The following is a 15,192-nucleotide window of genomic DNA, read 5'->3' as shown; positions in this document are numbered from 1 at the left end:
ATTCTGTATGTTTTATACCGGATATCAGAGATTTTTATGGATATACATGGTGTATTATACGTATATGATATCATCGCTGTGATAAAACAGCATTGTGCTTTACAGATTATGCTTGTCGCTTGGAGTTTCAAGCGGCAGATAGATGGTAAATTCCGTAAATTCTCCTTCTGTGCTGTTTACGAATATTCTTCCCTCATGCGCCTTTATCACCTGGTCAACAAAGTTCAGGCCCAGTCCGAAGCCTGAAGCTCCGTTCCTGCGGCTGCGCTTTGCCGCTGCTGCACGTTCATACTTTTGGAATATGATTTTCTGGTCGGCTTCGGATATACCCAGACCATTGTCACGTACTTTCAGTATGGTGTAGCGTTCGCTTTCTTCAGTGGTGATGTTTATTTCCACACTCTCCTTTGAGTATTTGATGGCATTATCAATCAGATTGCTTATTACTTCACCCAGATAATCGTTGTCGGCATAAGCTGTTTTGGCCTGTAATTTGATGATAAAGTTTACAGGTTTCTGTGCTTTTGCCTTGAATTTCTCAGTCAGTTTCTCTATTATCGGTGTAAGCTCGACTTCTGTTTTGTTCATCTCCAGTTTATGGTTCTCCAGTTTAGAGATGGTAAGTATTTTGTTGGTGAGAGCAAACAAGTGGTCTGTCTCGCTTTTTGCTATACTCATGTATTTGTTCTTTATCTCCGGTTTGCCTTCCAGCCTTCCGCTTTTCAGCATATCCTGTACCATCATAACAGTGCTTAAAGGTGTTTTCATATCATGTACCATGGCGTATGAGAAGTCCTCACGGATTTGGGAGATTTTGTTTAATTTGAAGATATATTTAATCTGATAGACAGTGCAGACTATTTTTTAATTTCTTCTTTTACAAAGAAATATGTATTGCAAAGCCATAAGCTTTGCAGTGAGAAGATGGAGATTAACCCTAAAACTGTTATTATATGAATGTATTTCTGTTTAGACATTTTTTTATTTGCAAAGTTAATAACATTATGCAGATATATAACTAAGCTTTTGCAGAAAACATTTTAACCTAAAGATAACGTATTGATAACATAAACTTTTGTTCTTTACGCATACCTTTGCAACATAAGAAATAACAAATGAAGTATAACTTAAAAAAATGAACACAATGAAAAAGACACTATTATTCGTGTTGCTGTTCTGCATCACGCTTGGCGCCAAGGCGCAACTGTTATGGAAAATATCAGGTAACGGACTTGACAGACCATCATACGTTATAGGAACGCATCACCTTGCACCGCTCAGTATCAAGGACAGTATAGCCAATCTGCAACAGGTTATTGACCAGACAGAACAGGTGTATGGTGAACTCGTGATGGAGGATGCTACAAATCCTGAATCTGTTATGAAGATGCAGCAAGCTATGGTACTGCCGGCTGATACTACACTGAAAAGCCTTTACACACAGGCACAATATGATACCATAGCATCAGTGGTAAAGACTTATTTAGGAGTAGATTTTGCCTTGTTCGACAAGTTGAAACCTGCGGCTGTAACTACCCAACTGGCATTGGCTTTGGCTATGAAATCGCTGAAAGGATTTAATCCGCAAGAACAGCTTGACACTTGGTTTCAGACACAGGCACGACAGGCTGGAAAGAAGGTAGGAAGTCTGGAAACCATTGATGAACAAGTAAATGTTCTTTACAATTCGCAAACTCTGGCACGTCAGGCACTCTTATTGCACTGCGCCGCTACGCATATTGAGCAGGGTATTGACCAGACATTACGTATGACTAATGCTTACATGAAACAGGATTTGGATGGACTGCTTTCTATCATTGAAGAAAAGATGAACAATTCCTGCGACAGTACTCCTGAAGAGCAGGAAGCGCTGATATACGGACGTAACGCAAACTGGGCCCGTCAGTTACCGGATATTATGAAGCAGTCCTCAACCTTGTTCGTGGTAGGTGCCGGACATTTGCCTGGTCCGCAAGGTTTGCTGAAGTTGATTCAGGAACAGGGATATAGGGTAGAGGCTATGAAATAGACCATGAATATATAAATATAAGGAATCTGATTATATATTATTATGACTGTATTTCTGTTGGAATTTATAGTGCCGTTTAGGCGTACGCACATTCGAGTTTAAATGTGCGCACATTCGATCTTAAACGTGGGCACGTTTTACCTGAAATGTGCCCACGTTTTTTTCGGAACACGAGGAAGGAAAAATCCGTACAATAACGGTTAGTGAAGTTTACCCAATAGAATCTTTCAGATTTTCTCTTAAAAGTATAACAAAGTAATCCCTGATATTCTGTACGGCTGTTTGCAGAATGTCAGGGATTTTTTATTCTTCATAATAGCTTATTTATCGCATTAGATTAAAAATATATCGTTTTACGATAAATTATTCTTGTTTTTCTTTTGTACTTAAAAAAATAGTATATACATTTGCATATCGAAAAACGATAAATAATTATTGAAAACAAGTAAAAGACGATTAAAATAATAACAACAAATGACATTGAGATTATGAAAACAGTACGTATTTTAGGATTTGTAGTAATAGTGATAATTGTATTTTTCGCTTCTACAGACGGTTTTAAGGGTTTTAAGGATGGATGGAATGCAGTTCCTGATATTTCGTCTGATATCAATCCTGTTTCACTGTCAGTGGTTCCTGATAAGACGTTGATACCTGATAGTATTTATAATACTGAATTGCAGAGAAATGTTTCTTATAAGATGAGCGATATTGAAACATATGTTTCGCGCAGTAATAATGTTTACTATAAGTTTCTTAATTTCGTAGTGCCGTTCGTTTTCTTTTTTATATATGGTTGTTATTGCTTGGTTCGACTGCTGATTGATATTTGCCGTAATCAGGTCCTTACCAGAAAGAATGTACGCCGTATGCGTTTCTTCATCTATTCTTTAATGTTACTTCTTGCATCTTTGGAAATGGTAAGATATTTCGAATATGTACAGGTTATGAATGAAATAACTTTACCGGCAGGTTATACGATTGATGCTTTCATGTTGAAAAGTCCTTGGATGTTGATTATGTTGTTGGTATTGTTTGTCGAAATATTTGCAAAAGCGGAGAAAATTAAGGAAGAAAATGATTTGACCATTTAAAAATAGATAAAGATTATGAAAAACAAAGTTTCTCAGAAAAAACAATTGACAATGTTCTGTAGCCTTACGGTTGCATATACAAGTTTGCTTGTCGGAATACTGCGTTTAGGTCTTGAAATTGCTGATGTAATATTTATGGATGCAGTATTCAATTATAATACCTGTATAAGATTGGTAATATATACATGTATAATCCTGTCGGCAATATCCATAGTGTGTTTTCTTAAAAACGTAGATAAAGGATTTGTTTTCGATAAAAAGAATATATATCCTTTGCGATTCTTTGCGTGGACTGTTACCTTGACAGGGATAATCCTGACAGTGATAAACTCAATAAATGACTCCGATAGTCAGACATATATGTTTTTCCTATTAATAGGAATCTTTATAAACATACTCTCAGAAGTGTTCAATCTGGGAGTGAAAATGAAAGAAGAACAGGAACTTACTATTTGAATCATAAAATAATTAAAGGGAATAACAATGAAGACGATATGGAAAATACTCAAACAGCGCTATAAAGATATGGGTAATCTTCTATTTGCTGTTTTGGTTGGAATGATAAGTGTAATGATGTATTTTGGTCCTACTATTGTAAGACTTTTGCTGGCTGGCACTTCTGAACGGATGCTGGGCGGAGTGTATGCATGTAATTTATTGGTCATTCTTGTGTTTTGCTTTTGTATAATCAGGATTGACTGCCGAAAACTGATTAGTAATAAGACTGCTAGTATTCTGGAGAGTATTGGCTCTTTTACGGTTCTTTTTATGTTGATTCGTAACTCTTTTGCAAAGAGAGCAGGTGATTTGGGGGATGAATTTTTATATTCATTGGATTGGTTCACTATTATGTTATTTGGAATTATGATGGCATTTATAGGAAAGATAGTGCGCCGTGCGGTAAAAATTAAGGAAGAAAATGATTTGACCATTTAATAGGAATAGAATTATGAGCGAGATTAAGCCTGATAAAAAACTTGTAAAATATTGCGAGGTTGTTTCTGTGATAACAATAATAGCCGCAGCTATGTACGGATTTCCTAATATACTGGATCTTTGTTATGAAATGGGAAAGGATAATAGCGACACATTTATATGGTACGCCTTGGTAGTAGGTATAGAGAGTTATGCCATAATGTTTGTAGGAGTTCTGTCGTATGTTATGGTTCGTAATGTGAAGCGGGGAAACATCTTCAGCCGTGTGAACAAGCGTATCCTGAATGCCATAGGTGTTTCAACAACTTTGTCCGGAATACTTATAAATATGATAATTCGTTTAAGTCCTCTTGAAATGCCGACTGAGGTTTGTGTGTTATTTATAATCTTGGGGATGATGTTTGTATTGACTGCCTGTATTTTCGAGATAGGAATACGAATGAAAGAAGAACAGGATTTGACCATTTGATAGATTAAAAAAACTGACATATATGCCTATAATAGTAAACTTGGACGTAATGATGGCGAAACGGAAGATTTCGCTTGGTGAACTGGCCGAACGCATAGACCTTACTCCGGCAAACCTTTCTATACTTAAAACGGGAAAGGCTAAAGCTATACGTTTCTCTACTTTGGAGGCTATCTGTAAGGAACTGGACTGCCAGCCGGGAGATATTCTGGAATACAGGGATGAATGATGTCTTAACATAAAGATAACGTAGCGATAACATAAACTAATTTTCTTTGCGCATACCTTTGCGGCATAAGAACAACTAAACAATATAAAATATAAAAGTTATGAGAAGAATGATTAAACTGGCTTTTGTAGCCATAGCAGGTTTTGCCTGCATGCCGGTAGCTGTCAGGGCACAGCAGATGCCTCCGGTGCCGGTGGATAAGGAAGTGAGAATAGGTAAACTGGATAACGGACTTACATACTATATCCGTCATAATGAATATCCGAAGAACCAAGTGGATTTCTATATCGCCCAGAAGGTGGGTAGTATCCTGGAAGAGGACAACCAGCGCGGATTGGCGCATTTCCTTGAACACATGTGTTTCAACGGAACAAAGAACTTCCCGGGAAACTCAATGATAAAATGGCTGGAGTCTGTAGGTGTGAAGTACGGTTATAATCTTAATGCCTATACCAGCATTGATGAAACTGTTTATCGTATCTCCAGTGTACCTACTGAACGTATCGGGGTACAGGACTCATGTCTGATGATTCTGTCCGACTGGGCTGACGGTCTGTTGCTTGAAGGTAAGGAGATAGACGAGGAACGTTCCGTTATACATGAGGAATGGAGAAGCCAGTTGCCTCCGAATATGAGGATTCTGGAGAAGCTGCTTCCGGAGATATATCCTGACAGCAGATACGGACACCGTCTTCCTATAGGAACAATGGAAGTGGTGGACAATTTCCCTCATCAGGCTTTGCGCGACTATTATGAAAAGTGGTACCGTCCTGACCTTCAGGGTATAGTAGTGGTGGGCGATATTGATGTGGACCGCATAGAAGGCAAGATAAAGGAATTGTTCTCAAAAATTGAGAAGCCTGTAAATCCGGCAGAAAGGGTTTACTACCCTGTGGCCGACAATGAAAAGCCTATTGTCGCTTTCGGCTCGGACAAGGAACAGAGCAATTATGTGGCTCAGATTATGTTCAAGTATGATGCCCTGCCTGATTCGTTGAAAGGTACAATGGCTGATGTTACAACCGCTTATCTGCTCGATATGGCTCAGATGATGCTTCAGATAAGACTGAACGAACAGGGTCAGAAGGCGGATGCTCCGTTTGCACTTGCAGAAACAATTCATGGAGAGTTTCTTATGTCGAAGACAAAACAGGCTTTCCTATTGGCTATGATTCCAAAGGGCAACAGTTTCGACGAAGGACTGAAGGCTGTCTATCGTGAGGCTCTCCGTGCCAAGAGGGGAGGATTTACCGCCACTGAATATGCCCGTTGCCGCACGGAATATCTTTCTCAGCTTGAAAAGGCTTACAACAACCGCAACCAGCAGGAAAACAAGACTCTTGCAGAATCGTATGTACGCAACTTTATCGACAAGAAGCCTATACCGGGTATAGAAACAGAATATCAGATGATGAGCATGATTGTAAACCAGATACCAGTGGAAGCCGTTAATCAGGTGTTCTCGCAGATTGTTTCGGACAAGAACATGGTTGTTCTCGGTATGATGCCTGAACGTGACGGCGAGTCCTGTCCTAAGGATGAAGATATACTTGCGTTGCTTTCTCAGGTGGAGGCCGAAAACATTGCTCCTTACGTGGACAATGTGAAGGACGAGCCTCTGGTAAGCGAATTGCCGGCAGCCGGAAAGGTGGTGAAGGAAAACTTGCTTTCTGATTTCGGTGCCAAGGAATGGATTCTTTCAAACGGTGCCAAAGTGGTATTGAAGAAGACTGACTTCAAGGCTGACGAGATTTATATGATGGCTGTGGCAAAAGGCGGTACTTCGGTTTATGGAAATGACAAGGCGGCGGACTTGATGTTCATGCCTGCCGTACTGGAACAGCACGGTTTGGGTAATTTCACCAATTCTGATTTGACTAAGCTGATGGCCGGCAAGCAGGTTTCCCTGAAAGTTGCTTTCGAGGACTATGTACGTAGCCTTTACGGAAACACAACTCCTAAGGATCTGAAGACTTATATGGAGATGATATACATGACTTTCACAGGGCTGACAGTGACACCGGATGAATTTACTGCAATGCAGAATCTATATAAGGGATTGATTCAGAATCAGGAGCAGAACCCTAATTTTATTTTCCAGAAGAAGGTTCAGGAATTCCTTTATACTTCGCCTAATAAGCAGGTGTTCGGTATAAGTGATATTGAGAAGGCAAACCGTGAGAATATTCTTTCTATTATCAATGAGCAGCTTGCAAGCGCAGCGGACTTTACATTTGTATTCAGCGGTAACTTTGATGAGGCTGAGTTGAAAACACTGGTAGAACAGTATATCGCTTCACTACCTTCTGTGAAAGGAAAGAAACAGGACTTGAAATATAACAGTGCGGTAGAAATCAAGTCGGGAAGCGAAGAAAAGGATTTCACAATGAAGATGGAAGTGCCTCAGGGTAGTGCTGCTGTCATCATCAGTGGAAAGATGCCTTACTCGTTCAAGAACAGATTGATGGCTTCAATGTCGGCACAGATAATCTCTACACGTCTTTTGAATGAAGTACGCGAGAAGGAAGGCGCTGTCTATAGCATATTTACACAGGGCTCGCAGGACAGACTTTCTGAAGTGTCGGTTGCATATCAGACTATATTCCAGGTGAAACCTGAAAAGAAAGACCGTGCACTGGAAATAATCCGCAGCGAGTTTGAGAAACTGGCGAAGGAAACTCCTGTGGAGGAACTTGACAAAGTGAAGGAATTCATGGTTAAGCAGTATGCCGAGAATGAACATACAAACAGCTATTGGTGCTCAATGATGGCAGGCAACGAACTTAAACCGTCTGAAGTATTTGCCCAGGCTGAAAAGGTAATCTTGTCTGTCACTCCAAAAGAACTTTCGGAATATGTAAATAAAGTGATGAAACAGAACAACTATAGGGTGTTGGTTATGATGCCTGAAGGCAATTAATTTATTATTTATAGCATATACAAAGCAAGGCTATAAATTAAAATTCCCCAAAAATTTAAACAGAGTAAGTATGATTCTGTCTGAATTTTTGGGGAATTTCAGTCTATATTGATTCCTTTTATGATATCATATTGATGATAAATTCGCGTTGTAAAGAGTAGGAACCATCTCATGTCCAGTTATTGATTGCGAATTTATTTCAGTTTTATCTTCAATATCTTACCGCTATTGGCAGGAAGGTCTGTTCCTACAGGCTTATTGGAAGTAAAGTTTATCTTTTCCTCTTTGCCTGTCAGCAAATCCTTAACCTTTATGTTTTCCATTTGCGGCATTGACAGGTATTGGAATGCATGTTCCGGAATATTTATTGCCACCCGCATATTCATATCGCCAAAGTTGACAGCTATAAGCAACACTTCGTCTTCATACTTTCTCAAGAAGGCGTATTGTTTATGTTCGTCCATCTGCCATCCGTTCATGTTGACGTACATGAGGTCGAAGAACGCACCGTGAGAAATACACTTTTCTTCGTTGCAGATAGTCAGAAGTGTTTTATAGAAGTTTCTGATACCTTTCTCTTTGGTGTTCAACAAATGGGTATTGAATCTTCCGTGGTTAGTCCAGCGGCGTATGCTGTCGATACTCCAATAATCGAAGATTGTGGTACGTCCGTCTCTTCCACTGAAGCCTTCTGTGTCCATTCCACTTTCGCCAAGTTCCTGACCGAAATATATCATTACAGGATTAGTGCTCATACATGCTGATACTATCATGCCCGGGAAAGCTTTATGGGCGTTTCCGGCGAAATATCCGGAAGCTATGCGCTGTTCGTCATGGTTCTCAAGGAAGTTGAGCATGTGGCTCTGAATGTCGTTTACGCTCTGCCAGCATCCGATAATGGCTGTGGCAGAAGCACCATTTGAAATTACCGCTCTCAGAGTGTCATACAAGCCAACCTTGTCGTACAGATAGTCGAAATGTCCGTTGAATATGTAGTTCCTGTATTCTTGTGGATTGTAAACTTCGGCAATGAATATTATGTCAGGGTGGTTCTCTTTAACCTTAGGAATTGCCCATCCCCAGAACTCGCATGGAACCATTTCTGCCATGTCGCATCTGAAACCATCTATACCTTTTGATGCCCAAAAGAGCAAGATATCTAGCATCTTGGTCCATGTATTCGGTATAGGAGAGAAGTGGCAACCTGTATTGTTGTAATAATCTACTCCGTAATTCAGTTTTATTGTTTCATACCAGTCGGTTCTGTTTGGCCATGCATCGAACTTGTTGTTACCTGTAGCCTTGGCAGGTTTTTCTGTATATCTTCCTGCTTCAGGATCGTACAGGTCGATATCACCTTTCAGTTCCTCGCCAGGGATATAGTAGAAGTTATTGTTTGGACTGAATGATACTGTTGTATCGTCGCCCTCGCCCAGGTCTTTCACTCCTTCTGGTTTGGCAAGCGATTTGTATTGTCTTGCAACATGATTTGGAACGAAGTCGATAATCATCTTCATTCCTGCTTCGTGCGTTCTTGCTACCAAAGCCTCAAATTCCTCCATTCGCTTGTCAACATTAACAGCCAGGTCAGGATCGATGTCGTAATAGTCTTTGATGGCGTATGGTGAGCCGGCTTTACCTTTTACTACAGCAGGGTGGTCTTTGCTCAGTCCATAGCGTGTGTAGTCTGTCTGTGTGGCATGCGCTATAACTCCTGTATACCAGATGTGTGTAGTCCCAAGCTTTTTTATTTCGGCCAGGGCCTGCTCTGTGAAATTATCCATTTTCCCACATCCGTTTTCGTCTATGCTTCCGTTGGTCTTGCATGTGAGGACCTGATTGCCGAACAGACGTGTAAAGACTTGATATATAATGATTTTTTCTTCAGGATTCATAGGATTGAAGTTTATGGTTTAAAAAAAAGACACGTATTATGCCTTATGGTTAATACGTGTCTGATTCAGTTTTTATTATTCAATGCCGTGGGCATTAGCTTCTTTGTTTATCTTCTTGATAAGTCCCTGAAGAACTGCTCCAGGACCACATTCAGTAAATTCGTCAGCTCCGTCTGCTATCATGTTCTGTACAGTCTGTGTCCATCTTACAGAAGCAGTAAGCTGAGCTACAAGGTTTGCTTTGATTTGAGCAGGGTCTGTATATGGTTTTGCGTCTACATTCTGATATACAGGACATTTTGGAGTATGGAACTCGGTAGCATTGATTGCCGCTTCAAGTTCAACTTTTGCAGGATCCATAAGCGGAGAGTGGAATGCACCGCCGACTTTCAAAGGAAGAGCACGTTTAGCTCCTGCTTCTTTCATAAGCTCACAAGCCTTATTGATACCTTCAATAGAACCTGAGATAACAATCTGTCCAGGGCAGTTATAGTTTGCTGCAACACAAACTTCACCTTCTGCAGAAACTTTAGCACAGATTTCCTCTACTTTCTCGTCTGGAAGAGCGATGATGGCAGCCATTGTTGAAGGTTGTGCCTCGCATGCTTTCTGCATAGCCATTGCACGTGCATAAACAAGTTTCAGACCGTCTTCGAAAGAAAGAGCTCCGGCTGCTACCAGCGCAGAGAATTCTCCAAGTGAGTGTCCGGCTGTCATCTCAGGTTTGAAGTTTTCGCCCATGCAGAGTGCTGAGATTACAGAGTGAAGGAATACGGCTGGCTGAGTAACCTTTGTCTGACGTAAGTCTTCGTCTGTACCGTTGAACATAATATCTGTGATGCGATAGCCTAAAATATCGTTGGCTTTTTCAAAAAGTTCTTTGGCTAATTCTGAATTTTCGTACAGGTCTTTACCCATTCCTACGAACTGGGCACCCTGTCCCGGGAATACAAATGCTTTCATGATTCTTCTATTTAATAATTATTGATATTGCTGCAAAGGTAATGATTTTTTTATATAATTACTCATTTTCAGTGAAAATGTGCATCGGAACAGGGGAATAGAAGTGGTTTAGAGGGCCGTGTCCGTTGCCTATTGATACATCTTTACCGTTAAGAATACCGTTGTGGACATATTCTTTTGCTTTTCCTACAGCTTCGTTAAGTGTCTCTCCCAATGCCAGGTAAGTGGCTATAGCAGATGACAGGGTACATCCGGTGCCATGAGTGTTTTTGCTTGAAATCTTTGATGCTGTATATATATAAGGTGTCTTTTCTCCTTTAACGCACAAAACATCGCACATGTCGTCGCCATTCAGATGTCCGCCTTTTATCAGTACTGCATTGCATCCAAGCTCCAATATTTTCTCGCCTGCCGATGTCATAGACTTAACGTCATCAGGACAGTTGCCGGTCAGTACCATTGCTTCACTTAGATTGGGGGTAATTATAGTAGCGAGCGGTATAAGTTCGCTCTTTATAGCTTCTATTGCTTCATCTTCAATAAGTTTGCAGCCGCTTGTTGATACCATTACTGGATCGAAAACGACATATCGTGGTCTGTATTCCTTTATGCTTGAGGCGATAGCTTTTACTATCTCTACATCGTTTATCATACCTATTTTGATAGCAAGAGGTTTTATGTCTGTCATTACGGCGTCAATCTGTGCTTTAACGTACGGTGCTGGTACAGGATGAATTCCAGTTACTCCACATGTGTTCTGCACCGTAACCGCAGTTATGGCACTTGCAGCATATCCGCCAAGGGCTGATATAGCTTTAATATCAGCTTGTATTCCGGCACCGCCGCTACAATCAGAGCCGGCAATTGTCAGTACACAATTATATTTTTTCATTGTCAATATGATTTTATATTATTTTGATACAAAAATAGTGATTATTTTGTTCGAATTCCTTTTCTCAGTTAAATTTTGTTATTCTATATTTATGAAATGATATTCAGTATGTTGTTTTTTATGAAAAAACAGTTATTTTTGCAGTTGTTATAATTGAGATATGTTTATGGAGATGAATATAAATAATCATATTGTGATAATGGCCGGAGGAATTGGTAGCAGATTCTGGCCTATGAGTAGTAAGGAATTGCCTAAGCAGTTTATTGATGTACTTGGATGCGGACGTACCCTTATACAATTGACTGTTGACAGATTCAGAGGAATATGTCCCCCTGAAAATGTATGGGTAGTGACATCTGCAAGTTACGAGGCTTTGATTAAGGAACAGCTACCGGAAATCCCTGAAGGACAAATATTGTTGGAACCATGCCGACGCAATACAGCTCCATGTATTGCATACGTTAGCTGGAAAATCAAATCGAGAAATCCAAAAGCAAATATAGTAGTTACACCTAGCGATCACATAGTGATGGATGTCAATGAATTCAGAAGAGTGATAAACTCTGCCATGAAGTTTACATCATCATCTGATGCTATTGTAACTTTAGGAATGAAGACTACTCGTCCTGAAACAGGTTATGGATATATTGAAGCAGACCTGACAATGGCTTGTCCTTCTAATAAAGAAATATATCGAGTAGACGCATTCAAGGAAAAGCCTGATCTTGAAACAGCCAAGAGATATATACAAAAGAAAAATTTCTTCTGGAATGCAGGAATATTTGTATGGAACGTAAATACAATAGTAAATGCTATGCGTGTTTATCAGCCAGCGTTAGGTAAGATATTTGAAAAAATGCTGCCATTCTTCTTTACAGATAAAGAACAGGAGATGATAAATGAGTTGTTTCCTATGTGTGAAAATATCTCCGTGGATTATGCTGTGATGGAGAAAGCTGACGAAATATATGTTTTCCCGGCTTCGTTCGGATGGAGTGATTTGGGTACATGGGGCTCTCTGCATGAGAATTCACAGAAGGATGCTCAGGGCAATGTTTGTATAGGTGAAAACATAAAAATGTACGAATCAAGAAACTGTGTGGTACACACTACTCAGGAGAAAAAAGTGGTTATACAGGGACTGGACGGATATATCATTGCAGAGAAGAATGATACGTTGCTTGTATGCCGCTTGAGTGAAGAGCAGAGAATTAAAGAATTTTCGGAGGATTGATATTATTAATCGTTTTCAAAAATAAGACCGGATAAGGAGGAGAACCCTGCAAATCCGGTCTTTTTGTTTGTGGTTATGAGTGATTGGTCATTGTGTTGTTGCTTTATTTGATAGCAGCCAATGCCGCATCATAGTTAGGCTCTTGTGTTATTTCAGGAACCAGTTCTGTATATACTATTTCGCCGGCAGGATTAATCACAACTACCGAGCGTGCAAGAAGTCCGCTCAATGGACCGTCGGCAATGAGTACTCCATAATTAGTGTCGAAATCAGAAGGATTTCTGAAATCTGACAATGGAATGACATTCTCTATTCCTTCGGTTGTGCAGAAGCGTCCCTGTGCAAAAGGAAGATCCTTTGATATAGCCAAAACCACTGTATTTTCCATTTTAGCAGCCAGTTGGTTGAACTTTCTTACAGAAGTGGCACATACACCGGTGTCAAGACTTGGGAAAATATTCAGAACCACAAATTTGCCTTTTGTGTCCGACAGTTTGAACTGACTTAAATCACCTTTTACCATTGTGAATTCCGGAGCGGTAACTCCAGTCTTTATGAATTCGCCAGCCAGATTTACGACTGAACCTTTAAATGCTGTTTTTGACATATTTGTTTGATTTTATTTGTTTATAACCATATAACGTATTATATTGTAATATTGTTCATAACTGATGAAAAAAAATTATATCTAAAAACAGATTATTAAAAATGTTAGGTGCAGTAATAGGAGATATTGCAGGTTCGGTATATGAATTCAGCAATACGAAGGATTATAATTTTGAGATGTTTCCGACAGGAAGTAATTTCACCGACGATACGGTAATGACAATGGCAGTGGCCGAATGGGCTTTAAATAATGATATTTGTGCAGACATTAAAGCTCAGACAAAACTGCTTGAAAGTATTATTGTGGATGTGGCAAAGAACGTTCCATGCCCAATGGGAGGATATGGAGCCGGGTTTCATACATGGCTTTTCCATCCTGAGAGACTTATTGATTATCGTACTGGTAGAGTAGCATCCGGACGTTGTCCGTACAATTCATGGGGAAACGGTTCCGCCATGCGGACGTCATCCGTAGGGTGGTTGTATGATGATATGGATACTACGTTGAAAGTTGCTGAGACAGCTGCTTCCATAACCCATAATCATCCTGAAGGTATTAAAGGAGCTCAAGCAGTAACGGCTGCCATTTTTATGGCAAGGAACGGAGCGTCGAAGGAGGATATCAAGAAGTATATTACTACGAAATTTCATTACAATCTTGATCAGTCGTGGGAATATCTCCACGATACGTATGAATGGGATTCAAGCTGTCAGGGAACAGTGCCGCAAGCTATTATCTCCTTTTTATCGAGTGATGATTTCGAGGGTGCTATACGTAGGGCTATATCTATTGGTGGTGACAGTGACACATTGGCTTGTATCACCGGAAGCATAGCCGAGGCCTATTATAAAGACATTCCGGAGTATATGGTTTCTAAGGCTATGTCATTGTTGCCTGTGAGGTTTAGGAAGGTGTTGGGTATGATGGGAGAAAAGGGATATTATTCCATTTGGTAGTCATAAAATCCCCATTGGTGGATTAAGTTTTACTATTGCACGGTGGTTTCATATTTTTGTAAGCAGAATGAATTTCAAACAGTGTTTACTATGTCAAAGAGAAAATGGCTGAAGATATGAGGAAACGTGAAGAAAAGATGCTTAGAAAGATACGTAAGATTCTTGACGATGAACAATATGAAAAGTGGCTTGAGATGAAACCTAAAGCTCCGGGAAAACCGCTTCCTGGTACAGACAGACCTAAACCTCAGGATTTATAATCCTGCAGGTTTAGCTCAGCCAATTGTCGGTTTATATCGTTGTCTTTCCTAATGTTATCATCGTGCATTCCGAGTATGGAATATTTACATTCACCACAGACGTCGATACCGATAATTCTGCCATGCTTAAGCAGTATTGACAGCAGACGTTTAAGCTCTGTCATTGTAGCTTTCCCCTGATCCCAGTTCGTTACATCTTCCTCGGGATTGAGCACATCCTTGTCTATTGATATGTATATAGGAAGATCGAAATGTATGTCGTAGAAATGTTGCCATGCATCATGGTCTTCCAGTTGCGATTCCTTGAATTCTATCAGTTTGTCCGTATATCTGCTGTCTATCTTTTTCAGTAGTTCGTCTGAAGTACCTATCAGAATAACTTTTTTCAGATGTTTATTCGTATCAATAGATGATTTAACCCACGAGCCGCATGTCAATAGTTCATCGAAAAGGGAAGGTTGCATATCCGGATGATGGTCGAATACTACTAGTATGAAGTCTTCCTGAATCTTGTCTGTAAAAAACTTTGATATATAATGGTAATTTCCTGAATCTATGAAATGGATACCTTGTGGAGGCAGATTCATTATACGTTTACGTATTTCTTCGGATGCTTCATTGTCGCAAAAGCAGTTTGCTCCGGATATATCTGTGCAGTTTATCCATTTTATTTTCTCATTCTTGTAAAAAGATTCTTCTGTATAGACA

The 15,192-nt window shown here is 39.9% G+C and carries 16 protein-coding genes; 10 read left to right on the top strand and 6 right to left on the bottom strand.

What is annotated here, in order from left to right:
• Nucleotides 1-99: 99 nt before the first annotated feature.
• A complete protein-coding gene (locus I6E24_RS11830; RefSeq protein WP_317218733.1) occupies nucleotides 100-804 on the bottom strand; it encodes a sensor histidine kinase in 705 nt (234 codons plus the stop codon).
• 340 nt (nucleotides 805-1,144) lie between these two features.
• Here I6E24_RS11830 and I6E24_RS11825 point away from each other — a divergent pair, with 340 nt between their 5' ends.
• The 7 genes from I6E24_RS11825 (at nucleotide 1,145) to I6E24_RS11795 (ending at nucleotide 7,677) form a co-directional block, all read left to right on the top strand.
• A complete protein-coding gene (locus tag I6E24_RS11825; protein WP_235328748.1) occupies nucleotides 1,145-2,029 on the top strand; it encodes a TraB/GumN family protein in 885 nt (294 codons plus the stop codon).
• A gap of 488 nt (nucleotides 2,030-2,517) precedes the next feature.
• Nucleotides 2,518-3,123 (top strand): DUF2975 domain-containing protein, encoded by a 606-nt coding sequence (locus I6E24_RS11820; protein WP_235328747.1) that lies wholly within the window; start codon nucleotides 2,518-2,520, stop codon nucleotides 3,121-3,123.
• 15 nt (nucleotides 3,124-3,138) lie between these two features.
• Nucleotides 3,139-3,579 carry a DUF2975 domain-containing protein gene (locus I6E24_RS11815; RefSeq protein ID WP_235328746.1) on the top strand — a complete coding sequence of 147 codons (441 nt, stop codon included), beginning with the start codon at nucleotides 3,139-3,141 and terminating at the stop codon, nucleotides 3,577-3,579.
• Between the two features lie 27 nt (nucleotides 3,580-3,606).
• Nucleotides 3,607-4,059 carry a DUF2975 domain-containing protein gene (locus I6E24_RS11810; protein ID WP_235328745.1) on the top strand — a complete coding sequence of 151 codons (453 nt, stop codon included), beginning with the start codon at nucleotides 3,607-3,609 and terminating at the stop codon, nucleotides 4,057-4,059.
• Between the two features lie 13 nt (nucleotides 4,060-4,072).
• Nucleotides 4,073-4,528, top strand: a complete 456-nt coding sequence (locus I6E24_RS11805) for a DUF2975 domain-containing protein (protein ID WP_235328744.1) — start codon at nucleotides 4,073-4,075, stop codon at nucleotides 4,526-4,528.
• 22 nt (nucleotides 4,529-4,550) lie between these two features.
• A complete protein-coding gene (locus I6E24_RS11800; protein ID WP_204390448.1) occupies nucleotides 4,551-4,757 on the top strand; it encodes a helix-turn-helix domain-containing protein in 207 nt (68 codons plus the stop codon).
• Between the two features lie 100 nt (nucleotides 4,758-4,857).
• Nucleotides 4,858-7,677 (top strand): M16 family metallopeptidase, encoded by a 2,820-nt coding sequence (locus I6E24_RS11795; RefSeq protein WP_235328743.1) that lies wholly within the window; start codon nucleotides 4,858-4,860, stop codon nucleotides 7,675-7,677.
• Between the two features lie 194 nt (nucleotides 7,678-7,871).
• Here the strand turns inward: I6E24_RS11795 and I6E24_RS11790 are convergent, their stop codons facing one another.
• The 3 genes from I6E24_RS11790 to thiD form a co-directional block, all read right to left on the bottom strand.
• Complete coding sequence (locus tag I6E24_RS11790; protein ID WP_235328742.1) at nucleotides 7,872-9,572, bottom strand: alpha-amylase family glycosyl hydrolase; 1,701 nt, start codon at nucleotides 9,570-9,572, stop codon at nucleotides 7,872-7,874.
• A gap of 75 nt (nucleotides 9,573-9,647) precedes the next feature.
• On the bottom strand, nucleotides 9,648-10,535 hold the full coding sequence (gene fabD / locus I6E24_RS11785) for an ACP S-malonyltransferase (RefSeq protein WP_235328741.1): 888 nt from the start codon (nucleotides 10,533-10,535) through the stop codon (nucleotides 9,648-9,650).
• Between the two features lie 58 nt (nucleotides 10,536-10,593).
• Nucleotides 10,594-11,427 (bottom strand): bifunctional hydroxymethylpyrimidine kinase/phosphomethylpyrimidine kinase, encoded by an 834-nt coding sequence (gene thiD, locus I6E24_RS11780; RefSeq protein ID WP_235328740.1) that lies wholly within the window; start codon nucleotides 11,425-11,427, stop codon nucleotides 10,594-10,596.
• Nucleotides 11,428-11,599: 172 nt separating this feature from the next.
• Here thiD and I6E24_RS11775 point away from each other — a divergent pair, with 172 nt between their 5' ends.
• Nucleotides 11,600-12,661: a mannose-1-phosphate guanylyltransferase gene (locus I6E24_RS11775; RefSeq protein WP_235328750.1), complete on the top strand. Its 1,062-nt coding sequence runs from the start codon at nucleotides 11,600-11,602 to the stop codon at nucleotides 12,659-12,661.
• Between the two features lie 103 nt (nucleotides 12,662-12,764).
• Here the strand turns inward: I6E24_RS11775 and tpx are convergent, their stop codons facing one another.
• Nucleotides 12,765-13,268, bottom strand: coding sequence for a thiol peroxidase (tpx, locus tag I6E24_RS11770; protein WP_235328739.1), 504 nt, complete (start codon nucleotides 13,266-13,268; stop codon nucleotides 12,765-12,767).
• Between the two features lie 101 nt (nucleotides 13,269-13,369).
• Here tpx and I6E24_RS11765 point away from each other — a divergent pair, with 101 nt between their 5' ends.
• Nucleotides 13,370-14,224: an ADP-ribosylglycohydrolase family protein gene (locus I6E24_RS11765; protein WP_235328738.1), complete on the top strand. Its 855-nt coding sequence runs from the start codon at nucleotides 13,370-13,372 to the stop codon at nucleotides 14,222-14,224.
• A gap of 116 nt (nucleotides 14,225-14,340) precedes the next feature.
• Complete coding sequence (locus I6E24_RS11760; RefSeq protein ID WP_235328737.1) at nucleotides 14,341-14,484, top strand: hypothetical protein; 144 nt, start codon at nucleotides 14,341-14,343, stop codon at nucleotides 14,482-14,484.
• Here the strand turns inward: I6E24_RS11760 and I6E24_RS11755 are convergent.
• On the bottom strand, nucleotides 14,472-15,192 hold a 721-nt coding region (locus tag I6E24_RS11755; protein WP_235328736.1), incomplete at its 5' end, for an arginase family protein. The two genes, I6E24_RS11760 and I6E24_RS11755, sit on opposite strands and share 13 nt — an antisense overlap.

The organism is Bacteroides caecigallinarum, from assembly GCF_021530995.1.
GTDB lineage: Bacteria > Bacteroidota > Bacteroidia > Bacteroidales > Bacteroidaceae > Phocaeicola > Phocaeicola faecigallinarum.
The sequence above is the reverse complement of the archived record's forward strand: the minus strand, read 5'-3'. Positions and strand labels throughout refer to the sequence as shown.

Excerpts from the sequence above, each read along its gene's own strand:
- I6E24_RS11760 (WP_235328737.1), top strand. The coding sequence starts at position 14,341 with ATGAGGAAACGTGAAGAAAAGATGCTTAGAAAGATACGTAAGATTCTT.
- I6E24_RS11790 (WP_235328742.1), bottom strand. The coding sequence starts at position 9,572 with ATGAATCCTGAAGAAAAAATCATTATATATCAAGTCTTTACACGTCTG.
- I6E24_RS11775 (WP_235328750.1), top strand. The coding sequence starts at position 11,600 with ATGAATATAAATAATCATATTGTGATAATGGCCGGAGGAATTGGTAGC.
- I6E24_RS11815 (WP_235328746.1), top strand. The coding sequence starts at position 3,139 with ATGAAAAACAAAGTTTCTCAGAAAAAACAATTGACAATGTTCTGTAGC.
- I6E24_RS11825 (WP_235328748.1), top strand. The coding sequence starts at position 1,145 with ATGAAAAAGACACTATTATTCGTGTTGCTGTTCTGCATCACGCTTGGC.
- I6E24_RS11805 (WP_235328744.1), top strand. The coding sequence starts at position 4,073 with ATGAGCGAGATTAAGCCTGATAAAAAACTTGTAAAATATTGCGAGGTT.
- thiD (WP_235328740.1), bottom strand. The coding sequence starts at position 11,427 with ATGAAAAAATATAATTGTGTACTGACAATTGCCGGCTCTGATTGTAGC.
- fabD (WP_235328741.1), bottom strand. The coding sequence starts at position 10,535 with ATGAAAGCATTTGTATTCCCGGGACAGGGTGCCCAGTTCGTAGGAATG.
- I6E24_RS11795 (WP_235328743.1), top strand. The coding sequence starts at position 4,858 with ATGAGAAGAATGATTAAACTGGCTTTTGTAGCCATAGCAGGTTTTGCC.
- I6E24_RS11765 (WP_235328738.1), top strand. The coding sequence starts at position 13,370 with ATGTTAGGTGCAGTAATAGGAGATATTGCAGGTTCGGTATATGAATTC.
- I6E24_RS11820 (WP_235328747.1), top strand. The coding sequence starts at position 2,518 with ATGAAAACAGTACGTATTTTAGGATTTGTAGTAATAGTGATAATTGTA.
- I6E24_RS11800 (WP_204390448.1), top strand. The coding sequence starts at position 4,551 with ATGCCTATAATAGTAAACTTGGACGTAATGATGGCGAAACGGAAGATT.
- I6E24_RS11810 (WP_235328745.1), top strand. The coding sequence starts at position 3,607 with ATGAAGACGATATGGAAAATACTCAAACAGCGCTATAAAGATATGGGT.
- tpx (WP_235328739.1), bottom strand. The coding sequence starts at position 13,268 with ATGTCAAAAACAGCATTTAAAGGTTCAGTCGTAAATCTGGCTGGCGAA.